Here is a 16826-nt window from a genome sequence, read left to right on the forward strand (position 1 = left end):
TGCCTCCGTCAAATACCAGTTCTGATCGCGGCGCCGGCGTCAACAGCAGGGCGCCCCTTGCCACTGCTGCCTCGGGCGCCTTGTTTTGCCGGGCGGGTGCGGGCTGATGCCGGTGCCCGCTGTCAATCCGGCTAACAAGGTGCCGGCGCCGCCCGATGCGCTGCCTGGCGCCCGGTCAAGTGGCCTGGCGGGAGATTTGTAGCGAGTTTGTATCTGCATGCCAGTCGCGCGCGCCGCGCCGGCGCCATGGCGTCCGCCCCTGCAAGCCTGATTTTTCCATCGTTTCCCATAGGGTGCCGGCCGCCTGCCGATGCGCATGCCGCGGCCCTGTCCGTGCTGTCGTGTGGAATTGTTTCAAGTAGAAATGAAACAGTTACATGACTATGCTAGAGTCGTTTCACGATGGGAGTATGGCTTTTTCAGCTGATCTTCAGCTCTTGACTCCCTGACGCTTTACAGCTAAATCAACCCCGAAAAACGGTCGTTCGGCCTGAGTGTGTCCCACCTCGGCCGGCGCCATAGACTCGCCGTGCCAGCGGCCACTACAAGGATAAGCGATGGATTCGCAGACAACACCCCATACCCCGCGGCGCAGCCGCCGCTTGAAAATCGTCGGCAGCGTCATCGCGCTGGCAGTGATGGGCGCGCTGGGCGGCGGTGCCTGGTACCTGACCCATTCCGGCGCCAGCGCCCAGGGCGGCGCCGGCGCTGGCGGCCCCGGCGGTCCCGGTGGCCCAGGCGGGCCAGGCGGACGCCGCGGCGCGCCCTCGACCACCGTGGGCGTGGCCACAGCCGTGAAGTCCGACCTGCCCGTGGTGCTCGATGCGCTGGGCACGGTGACGGCCGCATCCACGGTGACGGTGCGTCCGCAAGTGTCGGGCATCTTGAAGGAGCTGAAATTCAAGGAAGGCGGCATGGTCAAGGCGGGCCAGGTGGTGGCGCAGATCGACCCGGCGCAGTTCGAGATGGCGTTGATGCAGGCCACGGGCCAGCGCCAGCGCGACGAGGCGCAGCTGGAAAACGCGCGCCTGACCCTGAAGCGCTATCAAACCCTGCTGGGCCAGGATTCCATCGCGCGCCAGGACGTCGACACGCAGGCCGCATTGGTAAAACAGTTGGAAGGCACCGTCATGACGGACCGCGCCGCCGAAGGCACGGCCAGGCTGAACCTGGGCTACACCAGGGTGGTATCGCCGATCAGCGGCCGCGCGGGCCTGAAGGTGGTCGATATCGGCAACCTGGTGAGCACCAGCGACGCGGGCGGCGTGGTGGTGGTGACGCAGCTCTCGCCCATCGACGTGGAATTCTCCGTGCCGCAGGATAAGGTGCAGACCATCCAGGAACGCCTGAATGGCGGTTCGGCCCTGGCGGCGCTGGCGCTGGACCGCACGCGCACGCATACCCTGGACAAGGGCAGCCTGACGGCGCTCGACAACCAGGTCGACGTGCAGACGGGCACCGTGCGCGCCAAGGCCCGCTACACGAATGACAAGATGGCGCTGTTCCCCAGCCAGTTCGTCAATGTGCGCCTGGAGCTGGGCAACATCACGGGCGCCGTGCTGGTGCCCGTCACGGCCTTGCGTCACAGCAATAACGGCGACTTCGTGTATGTGCTGAAAGCGGATAAAACCGTCACCGTGCGCATGGTCACGCGGGGCCAGGCCACCACCGACATGGTGGAAATCCGCGCCGGCCTGGAAGCGGGCGAGCAAGTCATCACGGAAGGCGCCGACCGCCTGAAGGAAGGCGCGAAAGTCACCCTGGCGGGCGACAAGCCGGCCGGCGCGCGCGGTGCTGGCGGTGCCGCTGGCGCGAACGGCGAACGCCGCCACCGTCGCCAGCAGGCTGACGGCGCGGCCAGCGCACCGGCTTCCGCCAGTGCGCCGGCGACCGCCCCGGCGAAGGGCGCTGCGCAATGAGTCCATCGACGCCGTTCATCCAGCGCCCCGTCGCCACGGCGCTGCTGATGCTGGCCATCGTGCTGGCGGGGCTGGTCGGCTTCAAGTTCCTGCCGCTGGCCGCCTTGCCGCAGGTGGATTTCCCCACCATCCAGGTGCAGACCCTGTACCCGGGTGCCAGTCCGGAAGTCATGGGCCAGACCGTCACGGCGCCGCTGGAGCGCCAGTTCGGGCAGATGTCGGGTCTACAGCGCATGAGTTCCACCAGCGCGGCCGGCGTCTCCCTCATCACCCTGCAATTCACCCTGGGCCAGACCCTGGACGTGGCCGAGCAGGAAGTGCAGGCCGCCATCAACGCGGGCGGCTCGCTGCTGCCGACCGATTTGCCGGCGCCGCCCGTGTACGCGAAGATCAACCCGGCCGACGCGCCCGTGCTGACGCTGGCCATCACGTCGGACACGATGCCGCTGACGCAGGTGCAGAACATCGTCAACACGCGCCTGGCGCTGAAGATCAGCCAGGTCAATGGCGTGGGCCTCGTCTCGCTGTCGGGCGGCCAGCGTCCCGCCGTGCGCATCCAGGGCGACACCAAATTGCTGGCCTCGTACGGCCTGGGCCTCGACAGCCTGCGCACGGCCATCGCGGCGGCCAACGTCAACAGCGCCAAGGGCAGTTTCGACGGCCCCACGCGCTCGTTCACCATCAACGCCAACGACCAGCTGGTGACGGCGGAAGATTACAAGCGCCTGATCATCACCTATAAAAACGGCGCGCCCGTGCGCCTGGCTGACGTGGCCAATGTCGTCGACAGCGCGGAAAACACGCGCCTCGGTGCCTGGTCGGGCAAGCAGCCGGCCATCATCCTGAACGTGCAGCGCCAGCCCGGCGCCAACGTCATCAAGACGGTGGACGCCATCAAGGCCCTGTTGCCCGACCTGCAGGCCAGCCTGCCGGCTGCCATGAAGCTCGACGTGCTGAGCGATCGCACGACGGGCATCCGCGCCTCCGTCGAACACGTGGAAATGGAATTATTATTGTCCGTGCTGCTGGTGGTGCTGGTGATCTTCGCCTTCCTGCACAGCCTGCGCGCCACGGTGATCGCCAGCCTGTCCGTGCCGATTTCGCTGATCGGCGCCTGCGGCGTCATGTATCTGCTCGGCTACAGCCTGAACAACCTGTCGCTGATGGCCTTGACCATCGCCACGGGCTTCGTCGTCGATGACGCCATCGTCATGATCGAAAACATCGCCCGCTACATCGAGGAGGGCGAAACGCCGATGGCCGCCGCCCTGAAAGGCGCGTCGCAGATCGGTTTTACCATCATCTCGCTGACGGTGTCCCTGATCGCCGTGCTGATTCCCCTGCTGTTCATGGGCGACGTGGTGGGCCGGCTGTTCCGCGAATTCGCCATGACCCTGGCCATCACGATCTTGATTTCCGCTGTGGTCTCGCTGACCCTGGTGCCGATGATGTCGGCGCGCTGGCTGAAAAGCCACGCCGATGAAAAAATCAGCGCCACGGGCCAGCGCATCCAGGCTTTCCTCGACAAGGTCATCCATCAGTACGACCTTGCGCTCGTTTGGGTGCTGAAACGCCAGGGACTGACCCTGCTCGTGGCCCTGGCCACCTTGCTGCTGACCGTCGTCCTGTATATCACCATCCCCAAAGGCCTGTTCCCCACGCAGGACACGGGCCAGCTGCAGGCGCGCATCGAAACCTCGCAAGCCGTCTCGTACGCGCGCATGGCCACCTTGCAGCAAGCGGCCGCCAGCGCGCTGCTGGAAGACCCCGCTGTCGATACCTTGAGTTCCCTCGTCGGCGTCGATGCGGCCAACAACACCATGCTGCACACGGGCAGCATGCTGATCAACCTGAAGCGCCCGCGCAGCGGCAGCCAGGACGAGATCATGGAACGCCTGCGCAACCGCGTGGCCCAGGTGGCCGGCGTGACCCTGTATCTGCAGCCGACGCAGGATCTGACCATCGATGCGGAATCGGGGCCGACGCAATACCGCGTCTCGCTCGAAGGGGCCGACACGGCCACCGTCACCGAGTGGGCCGGCAAGCTGGCCGCCCGCATGCGCGAGCAATCGCAGTTGCGCAACGTCGTCACGGATGCGGGCGCCACGGGCGCCGCCGTCACGGTGGCGATCGACCGCGACAGCGCCGCGCGCATGTCGGTGACCACGGCCACCGTCGACGACGCGCTGTACAACGCCTTCGGGCAGCGCATCATCTCGACGATTTTCACGGAAACCAACCAGTACCGCGTGATCCTTGAGGCGCAACCGGGCATCGTCACCACGCCGGCCGACCTGTCGGACCTGCAGGTGCGCACGGGTTCCGGCAAGTCGACGCCGCTGTCCGCCTTTGCCAGCGTCAGCGAAAAACAGGCGCCGCTGCAGATCACGCACGTGGCGCAATACCCGGCCACGACGCTGGGCTTCGACACGACGCAGGGCGTGGCGCTGGGCAGCGCCGTCGACGCCATCCGCCAGGCGGCGAAGGACATCGCCTTGCCGCCATCGGTGACCTTGACCTTCCTCGGTGCGGCCGGCGCGTATGAAAACTCGCTGTCGAATCAGCTGTGGCTCATTCTGGCCGCCGTCGTCTGCGTCTACATCGTGCTGGGCGTGCTGTACGAAAGCTACATCCATCCGCTGACGATCCTGTCGACCCTGCCGTCGGCCGGCGTGGGCGCCTTGCTGGCGCTGATGATCTCGGGCCAGGACCTGGGCGTGATCGGCATCATCGGCATCATCCTCTTGATCGGCATCGTGAAAAAGAACGCCATCATGATGATCGACTTCGCCATCGAGGCCGAGCGCGACGAGGGAAAAAGCCCGCAGGAAGCCATCCACCAGGCGGCGCTGCTGCGTTTCCGTCCTATCCTGATGACGACCCTGGCGGCCCTGTTCGCGGCCGTGCCGCTGATGCTGGGCTGGGGCGAGGGCGCCGAGTTGCGCCGTCCGCTGGGCCTGGCCATCTTCGGCGGCCTGATCGTCAGCCAGGTGCTGACCCTGTTTACCACGCCCGTCATCTACCTGGGCTTCGACCGCCTGGGCCAGCGCTTTGCGGGCAAAGGGAAGAACGCTGTCAGTCTCGATAAACCGGGTGCGGGGAGTGCCGCGTGAACCTGTCCGAACCGTTCGTCAAGCGTCCCATCGCCACCGTGCTGCTGACCATCGGCATCGCGCTGGCGGGCGTCGGCGCGTTCTTCGTGCTGCCCGTCTCGCCGCTGCCGCAGGTCGATTATCCGACCATTTCCGTCAGCGCCAGCCTGCCCGGCGCCAGCCCCGCGACCATGGCCACCTCGGTAGCCACGCCGCTGGAGCGGCGCCTGGGCGTGATCTCGGGCGTAAACGAAATGACGTCGTCGTCGGGCACGGGTTCGGCGCGCATCAACCTGCAGTTCGACCTGAACCGCAAGATCGATTCGGCCGCGCGCGAAGTGCAGGCCGCGATTGCCGCCGCGCGCGTGGACTTGCCGGCCACCTTGCGTAGCAATCCCACCTACCGCAAGGCCAATCCGTCCGACGCGCCCGTGATCATCCTGGCGCTGACGTCGAAAACGCGCACGCCGGGCCAGATCTACGATGCCGTGTCGAACCTGGTGCAGCAAAAGGTGGCGCAAGTGAAGGGCGTGGGCGACGTGGAACTGGGCGGCGGTTCGCTGCCGGCCGTGCGCGTGGAATTGCTGCCGTATCAGCTCAATCACTATGCCGTGTCGATGGAGGACGTGCGTGCGGCCATCCAGGCCAGCAACGCCAACCGGCCGAAAGGGGCGATTTCCGGCGACGAGCGCAGCCTGCAGATCTATTCGGGCGCGGCGACGGCCTCGGGCGGGCGCAGCGCGGCCGACTACCGCAGCCTGGTCGTGGCCTGGCGCGACGGTGCCGCCATCCGCCTCGACGACGTGGCCGAGGTGGTCGACGGCGTGGAGAACAACAACACCCTGGGCCTGTTCAATGGCGACCCGGCCGTGATCGTGCTGATCACGCGCCAGCCCGGCGCCAACGTCATCGCCACCGTCGACGGCGTGCGCGCGCTGCTGCCGCAACTGCAGGCGCAGCTGCCGGGCGACATCAAGCTGCAGGTGGCGTCCGACAGCACCAATTCCATCCGCTCGTCGCTGCACGAGATCGAATTCACCCTGATCCTGTCCATCGTGCTCGTCGTGCTGGTGGTCAGCGCTTTCCTGCGCAGCGTGCGCGCCACCATCATTCCCGCCGTGGCCACCATCGTTTCCCTGCTGGGCACCTTCGGCGTGATGTACATGCTGGGTTTCAGCCTGAACAACCTGTCCCTGATGGCGCTGACGGTGGCCACCGGCTTCGTCGTCGACGACGCCATCGTGGTGCTGGAAAACACGCAGCGCCACATCGAGGCGGGCATGGACCGCTTCAAGGCGGCCCTGCTGGGTGCGCGCGAAGTGGGCTTTACCGTGCTGTCGATCAGCCTGTCGCTGGTGGCCGTCTTCATTCCGCTGCTGTTCATGGGCGGGCAGGTGGGGCGCTTGTTCCGCGAGTTTGCCGTGACCCTGTCGGCCGCCGTGATGATTTCGCTCGTCATCTCCCTCACGACCACGCCGATGATGTGCGCCTGGCTGCTGAAAAGTGGCCAGCAGCACCAGCCGCCTGGCCGGGTCGCGCGCTGGTTCGAACGGGGTTTCGAGCGCATGCTGAAAGTCTACGAGCACTGCCTGGACTGGGCGCTGTCGAGCGCCGCGCTGGTGATGACCATCCTCGTCTTCGTCGTCGGCTTGAACGTGTACCTGTTCGCGGCCGCGCCCAAGGGCTTCTTTCCGCAGCAGGATACGGGCCAGATCAATGGCGGCATGCGCGCCGACCAGAGCATCTCGTTCCAGGCCATGCAGAGTAAATTGCGCCAGCTGGTCGACATCATCAAGGACGATCCGGCCGTCGCCACCGTCGTCGGCTTCACGGGCGGCGGACGGGCAGGGGGCGGCTTCATGTTCATCGACCTGAAACCCGCGTCGCAGCGCACGGACAAGGGGCAAGCCGTGATCGCCCGCCTGCGTCCGCAGCTGGCCAAGGTGACGGGCATTTCGCTGTTCCTCAACCCCGTGCAGGATTTGCGCATGGGCGGGCGCTCGAGCAATTCCACGTACCAGTACACCCTGATCAGCGACAACCAGGCGGACCTGAAGAAATGGGCGGCGAAACTGGCCGACCAGATGAAGATGCAGCCGGCCCTGATCGACGTCGACACGGACCAGGCGGAAAACGGCGTGGAAACCTTTGTTTCCATCGACAAGGACCGCGCCACGCAGCTGGGCGTGCAAGTGAAGGATATCGACAATGCGCTGTACAACAGCTTCGGCCAGCGCCAGGTGGCGACCATCTACGATGAGCTGAACCAGTACCACGTGATCATGGAAGTGGCGCCCCGCTATGCGCAAAGCCCGGAAGCCCTGCGCTCCGTGTATGTGCCGGCGTCGAATGCGGCGGCCGTCGCGGCCACCAGCACGACGGCGACGGCCACCACCAGCGTTGCCGCGACAGCGTCCAACACGACGGCGGCGCGCGACCCGTCCAGCGGCTCGGCCCTGTCGACGACCCTGGCGCACATGGTGCCGCTGTCGTCGTTCAGCAGCTTTGCGGAAAGCTCGACGGCGACCTCGATCAACCACCAGGGCGGCGAGCTGGCCACCACCGTGTCGTTCAACCTGGCCGATGGCTATCCGCTCAGCGACGGGCAGGCCGCCGTGGCCCAGGCGGAGTCGGAAATCGGCATGCCGGTCAACGTGCGCGGCAGCTTCCAGGGTTCGGCGAAGAGCGCGCAGGACAGCAACAAGGAGCAGCCGCTCTTGATCCTGGCGGCCATCGTGGTGATCTACATCGTGCTGGGCATCCTGTACGAAAGCCTGATCCATCCCGTCACCGTGCTGTCGACCTTGCCCTCGGCGGGGGTGGGCGCCGTGCTGGCGCTGCTGCTGTTCCGCATGGAGTTTTCCATCATCGCCCTGATCGGCGTGTTCCTGTTGATCGGTATCGTCAAGAAAAATGCTATATTGATCATCGACTTCGCGCTGGAGGCCGAGCGTTCGCGCGGACTGACAGCGGTGGAAGCGGTGCGCGAGGCATGTTTGCTGCGTTTCCGCCCCATTCTGATGACCACCCTGGCGGCGGCGCTTGGCGCCTTGCCGCTGGCGATCGGTTTCGGCGAGGGGTCAGAGCTACGCCAGCCCTTGGGGGTCGCCATCATCGGCGGCCTGATTGCCAGCCAGTTACTCACATTGCTGACCACCCCGGTGGTCTACATCCTGCTCGACAAGCTGCGCACGCGCAGCGCCGACGAGCAGCAATTGAGCCGCATTCCTGGGCCAGATAACCCGAGCACACAATCATGAAGCAAGTAAAACCTATTTCCTCCGCCGTTCCCGCACGCCGTCTGCTGGCCGTGGCTGCTGCCGTCCTGCTGGCCGGCTGCGCCGTCAGCCCCGCGTATGAAACGCCGACGGCCGCCGCGCCGCAAACGTTCAAGGAGGCGGCCGGCTGGCAGCCTGCCGCGCCGGCCGACACCCTGGAGCGGGGCCCGTGGTGGACCCTGTTCGGCGACGCGCAGCTGAACCAGCTGGCCGAAGGCATCGACATATCGAACCAGAACGTGGCGGCCGCCATCGCGTCGTACGAGCAGGCGCGCGCGCTGGTGCGCGAACAGCGCGCCTCGCTGTTCCCCACGGTGAACCTGACGGGCAGCGGCGCCCGTTCGGGCGGCGGGGGCGAGCAGCAGACGAACAACAACTTCAAGGCCGCCATCGGCGCCTCGTGGGAACCGGACGTGTGGGGCAAGCTGCGCGCCGGCGTGACGGGGGCCGACGCCAGCGCGGCCGCCAGCGCGGCGGACCTGGCCGCCGCGCGCCTGTCGGCGCAGGGCGAGCTGGCCACCAATTATTTTTCGCTGCGCCAGAGCGATGCGCAGATCGCGCTGCTGAACGCCACCATCGATGGCTACAAGCGCGTGTTGGAAATCACCGGCAACCGTTTTAACTCGGGCATCGCCGCCAAGTCCGACCTGCTGCAGGCGCAGACGCAGCTGGCCAATGCGCAGATCGACCTGTCGAGCCAGACGCGCGCCCGCGCGCAGCTGGAACACGCGATCGCCATCCTGTTGGGCCGCGCCCCGTCCGACTTCAGCCTGGCCGTGGCGCCGTGGACGCTGACCGTGCCCGAGGTGCCGCTGGGCGTGCCGTCGACCCTGCTGCAGCGCCGTCCCGACATCGCCGCCGCCGAGCGCCGGGTGGCCGTGGCCAACGAGCAGATCGGCATCGCCCGTTCCGCGTATTACCCGAGCCTGAACCTGACGGGATCGTACGGTTCCGGCGCCAGCAAGGTGGGCGACCTGTTCAATGCATCGTCGAGCCTGTGGTCGCTGGGCGTGTCGGCCGCGCAAACGCTGTTCAACGCGGGCGCCACCACGGCCAGCGTGGACGCGGCCAAGGCGGGGCATGAGGCGGCCGTGGCGCGCTACCGCCAGACGGTATTGAGTGCCTTTGGCGCCGTGGAAGACCAGTTGTCGGCCACGCGCGCGCTGGCCGAGCAGCTGGCCTTGCGCCAGCAGGCGTCGTCGGCCGCCGACCAGGTCGAACAGCAGATGCTGAACCGCTACAACGCGGGCCAGGTCGGCTACACGGACGTGGTGACGGCGCAGGTGACGGCCCTGTCGGCGCGCCGTTCGCTGGTGCAGGCCCAGGCGGACCGCCAGACGACGGCCGTGGCCCTGATCCAGTCGCTGGGCGGCGGCTGGCACGCGCCGCAGGCGCAGTAAGGGGGACGGCTAGGGGGCAGCCTGGCGCAGGGAAAAGCCCTGCGCCAAATTCGTGTTTTCCTGTCCATCTTGAGTGCTAGAATGCAAGATTATCAATTCCCAGCCTGACGCTTTGGCCGTGGCTGCTATCTTGCCGACGATGACACGCAGTAAACACAGCAATGCTTCCGTCCCCGAAGTGGCCACCATCGTCTTTCCCGTGGTGGCCATTGGCGCTTCCGCCGGCGGGCTCGATCCCATCGTCGCTTTCCTGGCGAACGTGCCGCAGGAAAGCGGGATTGCCTATGTGGTGATCCAGCACCTTGATCCCACGCAAAAGGCCATGCTGCCCGAATTGCTGCAGCGCGCCACCAGCATTCCCGTCACGGAAATCACGCACCAGGCGGAGTTGCGCCCGAACCATATCTATGTGATTCCGTCGAATGCGGACCTGGGACTGTCGAAGGGCCGTTTCGTGCTCAGCGAGCCGGTGCAGCTGCGCGGGCACCGCCTGCCCATCAATGCCTTTTTCGAGAGCCTGGCCGCCGAGCTGGGCGAACTGGCCGTGGGCGTGATCTTTTCCGGCATGGGCAGCGACGGCACGCGCGGCTTGCAGGCCATCAAGCAGGCGGGCGGCCTGACCCTGGCCCAGTATCCGGATACGGCCAAGTTCGACATGATGCCGCAAAGCGCGATTGCGGCCGAAGTGGTGGACCTCATCGATTTCCCCGACAAGATGCCGGACAAGATCATCGCCTATCTGTTCCGCAGCAGTTTCCTCAGCCTGCCGGGCCACGAGCCGAATGGACGCAACTCGCTGCAGGAAATCGTCGCCTTGCTGTCCGAGCACACGGGCAACAGTTTTACGGACTACAAGATCAACACGGTGCTGCGCCGCATCGAGCGGCGCATGAGCTTGTACCAGATGACGTCGATGGAAGACTACGTGCCGTATTTGCGCGCCAATCCCGCCGAAATCGACTTGCTGTTCAAGGAATTGCTGATCGGCGTGACGAGCTTTTTCCGCGACCAGAAGGTGTGGGAATACCTGAAGATGGTGGTGGTGCCGCAAATGCTGGCGGCCCACCCGGACGGCCGCGCCTTCAAGGCCTGGGTGCCCGCCTGTTCCACGGGCGAGGAAGCGTATTCGCTGGCCATGGTCTTCCATGAAGTGGTGGCCAGCAGCAATCCGCCGTCGAAGTACAGCCTGCAGATCTTTGCCACCGACCTGTCGGCCGACGCCATCGACCGCGCGCGCCAGGGGCGCTTTCCGCACAGCATCATCAGCGACGTGTCCGCGGAACGGCTGGAGCGCTTCTTTATCAATGACAAGAACGGCTACCATGTGAAGAAAGAGATCCGCAACACGATCATCTTTGCCCAGCAAAACATCATTTCGGACCCGCCGTTCACCAAGCTCGACATCCTGTGCTGCCGCAACTTGTTGATCTATCTCAATGCCAAGCTGCAGCAGCGTTTGATTCCCCTGTTTCATTACGCCTTGAACCGCGATGGGATTTTGCTGCTGGGCAGCGCCGATACGCCCGGTCATTTTTTCGACCTGTTTTCGCCGCTGACCACGTCGACCCGGCTGTACCGCCGCCTCGACAATCTGGCACGCCAGCGCCTGCCCACGTATTTTCCCACCAAGGTATCGTTGGCATCCCCCCCTACACCTAGCGACACGAGAGAAGTCAGCATGACTGGAAAGATTCAATCCCATGTCGAGCAATTATTGCTCCAGAAATATTCGCCAGCCGCCGCGCTGCTGAACCAGGATGGCGACATCCTGTACATCAATGGCCGCACGGGCGCCTTTCTCGAACCGGCCGCCGGCAAGGCCAACTGGAATATCCATGCCATGGCGCGCGAAGGCCTGCGCTACGAGCTGGCCGGCCTGATCAAGCAGGCGCTGCAAAGCGAAAGCGTGGTCCGCCTGAAGGGCCTGGTCGTCAAGGACCACCTGGGGCAATCGCTGGGCGTCGACCTGAGCGCCGAAGCCCTGAGCCAGCCCGAATCCCTGCGCGGCATGGTCTTTGTCACGTTTTCCAGCGTGCCCCTGGTGGCCGAAGCGCGCCGCGGCCGTTCGCCGAACCCCAAGGTGCTGGAGCTGGAACAGCAGCTGGCGCAGGCGCGCAATGAGATCCAGGCCGTGCGCGACGAGATGCAGACCTCGCGCGAGGAATTGAAATCGGCTAATGAAGAATTGCAGTCGACCAATGAAGAGCTGCAATCGACGAACGAGGAATTGACCACCTCGAAGGAAGAGATGCAGTCGCTGAACGAAGAGTTGTACACGGTCAATGCCGAGCTGCAATCGAAGGTCGATGATTTGTCGCTCGTCAATAGCGACATGAAGAACCTGCTCAACAGCACCGATATCGCCACCATCTTCCTCGACAGCGATCTGCGCATCCGCCGCTTCACGGCGCCGGCCACGCAAATCTATAAGCTGATCCAGACGGACTTGCGCCGTCCGCTCAGCGACATCGTCAACGACCTCGATTATCCGGGCCTGGAAGACGATGCGCTGGAAGTCATCCGCAGCCTGGTGTTTTGCGAGCGCCAGGTGCCGACCAAGAACGGGCGCTGGTACAACGTGCGCATCATGCCGTACCGCACGATTGAAAACGTGATCGATGGCGTGGTGGTGACCTTCATCAACATCACGGAATCGAAGCTGCTGGAAGCCCAGCTGCGCCAGATCCAGTCCGGCGCCGCGGCAGGCGGCGGTAGCGGCGAGCACGTGTCATGAGCGAGCCATTCGACAGCGGTGCCGTGCCTGCCCGGCTGAGAGAGCAGGCGGAACAGCTGGCGGCGGAGCAGCGCCAGCCCGTGCCGCCGCCGCAGTCGAATGAAGACGTGATGCGCCAGTTGCACGAGTTGCAGGTCAGCCAGATCGAGCTGGAAATGCAGAGTGCGGCCCTGGCCGAGCTGGAACAGCTGAAGAATGAATTTGAAAGCAGCCGCGACCGTTATGCGGAGCTGTATGAGCAGGCGCCCGTCAGCTATTTTTCGCTGGCGTGCGATGGCGTCGTCACGCGCGTCAACGTGGCCGCTTGCGGCTTGCTGCAGCGCGACAAGAACCAGCTGCTGGGCCGGCGCTTCGAGCAATTCGTCGCGCCCCATGCACAGGGCCGCTTCCGGCGTTTCCTCGACGCCGTCTTCAACAGCGGTGCGCGCCAGGTGCTCGAAGCGCAGCTGTTCGAAGCCGAGGCGGGCGGCACGGGCGGCATGGGCATGGTGCGCATCGAGGCCAATTTCGACGCGGCCAGCGCCACGGCGCGCATGCTGGTGACGGACCTGGGCGACGAGCACGCGCGCGAATCGGCCTTGCGGCGCGCCTTCGTCATTCTCGACAGCATACGCGAAGGCGTGCTGGTGACGGACAGCGACAACCATATCATTTCCGTCAACCCCGCCTTCACCACCATCACCGGCTACCAGGCGGAGGAAGCCATCGGACGCGACCCGTCCTTTCTCGGCGGCGGCACGCATTTGCCGCAGTTTTATGAAGCCATGTGGCGCAGCCTGCACCAGGATGGCAGCTGGTATGGCGAGCTGGTGAACCGGCGCAAGAATGGCGAGCGCTTCGTCGAATCGCTGTCGATCACGCCCATGCGCAGCCAGGACGGCGCCATCAGCCATTTTGTCGGCGTCTTTTCCGATATCACCGAACGCAAGCTGGCCGAGGCGGACCTGCGCGAACTGCACCGCGAGCTGGACCAGCGGGTCGTCGACCGCACGGCCGAACTGCTGCGGGCCAACCAGCACCTGCAGCTGGAAGTGCACCAGCGCGAGCGGGCGCAGGAAGCCTTGCGCGATGCCGAGCGTTTCTTTCATGCCACCATCGATTCGCTGACGGACCGCGTGCTGGTGCTGGACCAGGCTGGCAGCATCGTGCATGCCAACCAGGCTTGCCTGGCCTTCGTCGGGCAAATCCCGCGGCCGCTGAACTACCTGGAATTTTGCGAGATGGACCCGCGCTGGCAGCGCAGCGCCGGACGCGAGCTGGCCGCGGGCATCCGCTCCGTCATTGCCGGCAACGCCGACGCATTTGCGCTCGAATACGAATTTACCACGCGCTCAGGTCCCCGCTGGTCGCAGGCCAGGATCAGCCGTTTTCTCGGCGAAGGGCCGCTGCGCGTGGTGGTGGCGCACACGGACATCACGGAACGCAAGCTGATGGATAGCGCCTTGCGCCAGTCGCACGCCCAGCTGCGCCAGCTGGCGCTGCACCTGGAAACGGCCAAGGAAGACGAGCGCAAGCGCATTTCGCGCGATATTCACGATGAGCTGGGGCAAAACCTGCTGGCGCTGCGCATCGACATTTCCATGCTCAGCGCGCGCACCGAGGGTTCCCATCCGCGCCTGCACCGCCGCGTCGGCGCCGTGCTCAGCAATGTAGACACCACCATCAAGAGCGTGCGCGGCATCATGAACGAGCTGCGCCCGATGGCCCTGGACCTGGGCTTGCAGGCGGCCATCGAATGGCAGGTGGGGGACTTCCGCAAGCGCAGCGGCGTCGCCTGCCGCCTGCTGATCCGCGACGAGGCCCTGTTTGCCGCCATCGGCAGCCAGGCCGAGATCGTGCTGTTCCGCATCGTGCAGGAAGCGCTCAGCAACGTCATGCGGCATGCCCAGGCCAGCCAGGTCGAGATCGAGCTCAGTTCGGATGCCTGCGCCGTGTACGTGGCCATCAGCGACAACGGCATCGGCATCACGCCGCAGCAGCAGCGCAAGAAACAGTGTTTTGGCCTGATCGGCATCGCTGAGCGGGTGACGGCGCTGGGCGGGCATTTCGAGGTGGGCTTGCCCGCGTCGGGTGCCGGCTGCCGGCTGGCATTGCAGATTCCGCTACACGGCGTGGGGCGTCCGTCCGCCTGATACAGAAATTGCAATGGGTCAATTTTTGCCGACCCAGGCCCCTTGGACAGGCTATACTTTCGCCTGCTATTCATGGAGGGGCATATCTTGTTCAAAACAATCGTTTTACCAGTCGCCTTACTGGGCGCGTTCGCCGGCGCACACGCCGACGAAGGGCAGTGGCAACCACACCAGCTGCCACAGCTGAAAGCCGAACTCAAACGGGTCGGCATCGACATTCCTGCAGAAAAACTCGCCGACCTGAGCAAGCACCCGATGAGCGCCATCGTGTCGCTGGGCGGCTGCTCGGCCGCTTTCGTCTCCGACGCGGGCCTGGTGGTGACGAACCATCACTGCGCGTATGGCGCCGTGCAGCGCAATTCCACGCCGGAACACAATTACATCACCAACGGCTTCCTGGCCAAGACGCGCGCTGGCGAGCTGCCGGGCGGTCCGAACAGCCTGGTGTATGTGACGGACAAGGTGGAAAACGTCAGCGAGCGCGTGCTGAAAGGCTTGACGGCCGACATGAGCGGCCGCGCGCGCCACGAAGCCGTGGAAAAGCGCATCAAGGACCTGATCGCCGAATGCGAAACGGACAAGATGTACCGCTGCTCCGTGCCAGCCTTCCACCGCGGCCTCGAGTACTACCGCATCCGCCAGATGATGATACGCGACGTGCGCCTCGTGTACGCGCCATCGGACAAGATCGGCAACTTCGGCGGCGACACCGACAACTACGAATGGCCGCGCCACACGGGCGATTACTCGTTCCTGCGCGCCTACGTGGGCAAGGATGGCCGTCCGGCCGACCCGTCGCCCGACAACGTGCCGTACAAGTCGAAGGACTTCCTGGTGGTCTCGGCCGAAGGCTTGAAGGCCGGCGACGGCATCTTGCTGGCGGGTTACCCCGGCCGCACCAGCCGCTACAAGCTGCCGGCGGAAATCCGCTTCGCGCGCGATACGGCCTTCCCCCTGAAAGTATCCGAACTGCAAGCTGACCTGGCCGTGATGGCCGACGCCACGCAGGGCGATGCCGCCTCCGCCGTGCGCTACGCCAGCGTGGTGAAAAGCATCAACAACGTGCTGAAGAAAACCCAGGGCTTGCTCGACGGTTTCGCCCGCAAGGACATCGCCGCCATCAAGGATGGACAGGACGCCGAGTTCCGCGCCTGGTACGCCAAGCAGCCGAACGTGTCGGCGACCCTGCTGGCCGAACTGGACGCGGCGATCGCCAGCGACATGGCCCTCAGCGAAGAAGAGTTCGCCTGGACGGTGGCCACCAACAGCGATCTGCTGAAAAGCGCGCGCACCGTCTACCGCCTGTCGCAAGAGCGCCAGAAGCCGGACGCCGAGCGCGAATCGGGCTTCCAGCAGCGCGACCTGGCCTTCATCAAGGCCCGTCTGACGCGCCTGGAACAGTCGTATGTCAACAAGGTCGACCAGGCGCGTTTTGAAGCCGGCCTGAAGCGTTATGCCCAGCTGGCGGCGAAGAGCCACCCGCAAGGCCTGGACGCGCTGCTGCCGGCCCCAGGCGCCGTGGCGGCCCTGTACCAGCAGACGCAACTGGCTGACACGGCCAAGCGCCTGGCCTGGCTGGAAAAGGACCAGGCTGCCGTGGCCCAGTCCGACGACGCCTTCATGCAGCTGGCCGTCAAGCTGCAGCCCGTGGAACTGGCGCTGGAAGAGCGCCGCAAGGAAATCGACGGTAACCTGGAACGCGTGATTCCGCAATACATGCAAGCCGTGATCGCCTGGAAGAAATCGCAAGGCAAGCCGGTGTATCCTGACGCCAACTCGACCCTGCGCGTGACCTACGGCACGGTCGCGCCGTATTCGCCGCGCGACGGCATCACCAAGGGGCCGTTCACGACCGTGGAAGGCATCGTCGAGAAAGTCACGGGCAAGGCCCCGTTCGAAGCGCCGCAAGGCTTGATCGACGCCGTCAAGCAAAAGCGCTACGGCCAGTTCCGCGACCCGGCCCTGGGCACGGTGCCCGTCAACTTCCTCACCAGCGCGGACACCACGGGCGGCAATTCCGGCTCGGCCGTGATGAACAAGCGTGGCGAGCTGATCGGCCTGAACTTCGATTCGACGTATGAATCGATCACCAAGGACTGGTACTTCGACACGGCCATCACGCGCGCCATCCACCTCGACATCCGCTACATGCTGTGGGTGATGAAGGAAGTGGACCACGCGGATAATTTGCTGCAGGAAATGACGATCAAGTATCCCAAGTCTGTGAAAACTGCCAACAAGTAAGCTTCAGCTTGCATTAGCGCAAAGCCG

7 protein-coding genes are annotated in these 16826 nt (G+C 65.1%); all 7 read left to right on the plus strand.

What is annotated here, in order from left to right; translation table 11 throughout:
- Positions 1 to 557 precede the first annotated feature (557 nt).
- The 7 genes from AC0V2Y_RS11560 to AC0V2Y_RS11590 all read left to right on the plus strand — a co-directional run bounded on the left by AC0V2Y_RS11560 (position 558) and on the right by AC0V2Y_RS11590 (position 16799).
- Positions 558 to 1919 carry an efflux RND transporter periplasmic adaptor subunit gene (locus AC0V2Y_RS11560; protein ID WP_475415218.1) on the plus strand — a complete coding sequence of 454 codons (1362 nt, stop codon included), beginning with the start codon at positions 558 to 560 and terminating at the stop codon, positions 1917 to 1919.
- Positions 1916 to 5032 (plus strand): efflux RND transporter permease subunit, encoded by a 3117-nt coding sequence (locus AC0V2Y_RS11565; protein WP_475415219.1) that lies wholly within the window; start codon positions 1916 to 1918, stop codon positions 5030 to 5032. The genes AC0V2Y_RS11560 and AC0V2Y_RS11565 overlap by 4 nt, the downstream gene beginning before the upstream one ends.
- Positions 5029 to 8271 carry an efflux RND transporter permease subunit gene (locus tag AC0V2Y_RS11570; RefSeq protein WP_475415220.1) on the plus strand — a complete coding sequence of 1081 codons (3243 nt, stop codon included), beginning with the start codon at positions 5029 to 5031 and terminating at the stop codon, positions 8269 to 8271. The genes AC0V2Y_RS11565 and AC0V2Y_RS11570 overlap by 4 nt, the downstream gene beginning before the upstream one ends.
- Positions 8268 to 9689, plus strand: coding sequence for an efflux transporter outer membrane subunit (locus AC0V2Y_RS11575; protein ID WP_475415221.1), 1422 nt, complete (start codon positions 8268 to 8270; stop codon positions 9687 to 9689). The genes AC0V2Y_RS11570 and AC0V2Y_RS11575 overlap by 4 nt, the downstream gene beginning before the upstream one ends.
- Before the next feature lie 139 nt (positions 9690 to 9828).
- A complete protein-coding gene (locus tag AC0V2Y_RS11580) occupies positions 9829 to 12423 on the plus strand; it encodes a chemotaxis protein CheB (RefSeq protein ID WP_475415222.1) in 2595 nt (864 codons plus the stop codon).
- On the plus strand, positions 12420 to 14555 hold the full coding sequence (locus tag AC0V2Y_RS11585) for a PAS domain-containing sensor histidine kinase (protein WP_475415223.1): 2136 nt from the start codon (positions 12420 to 12422) through the stop codon (positions 14553 to 14555). Before AC0V2Y_RS11580 ends, AC0V2Y_RS11585 begins: the two co-directional genes overlap by 4 nt.
- A gap of 87 nt (positions 14556 to 14642) precedes the next feature.
- The gene (locus AC0V2Y_RS11590) at positions 14643 to 16799 is read left to right on the plus strand and encodes a S46 family peptidase (protein WP_475415224.1); all 2157 of its coding nucleotides are present in this window, start codon (positions 14643 to 14645) and stop codon (positions 16797 to 16799) included.
- Positions 16800 to 16826: the final 27 nt, after the last annotated feature.

Source organism: Janthinobacterium sp. BHSEK (assembly GCF_056174685.1).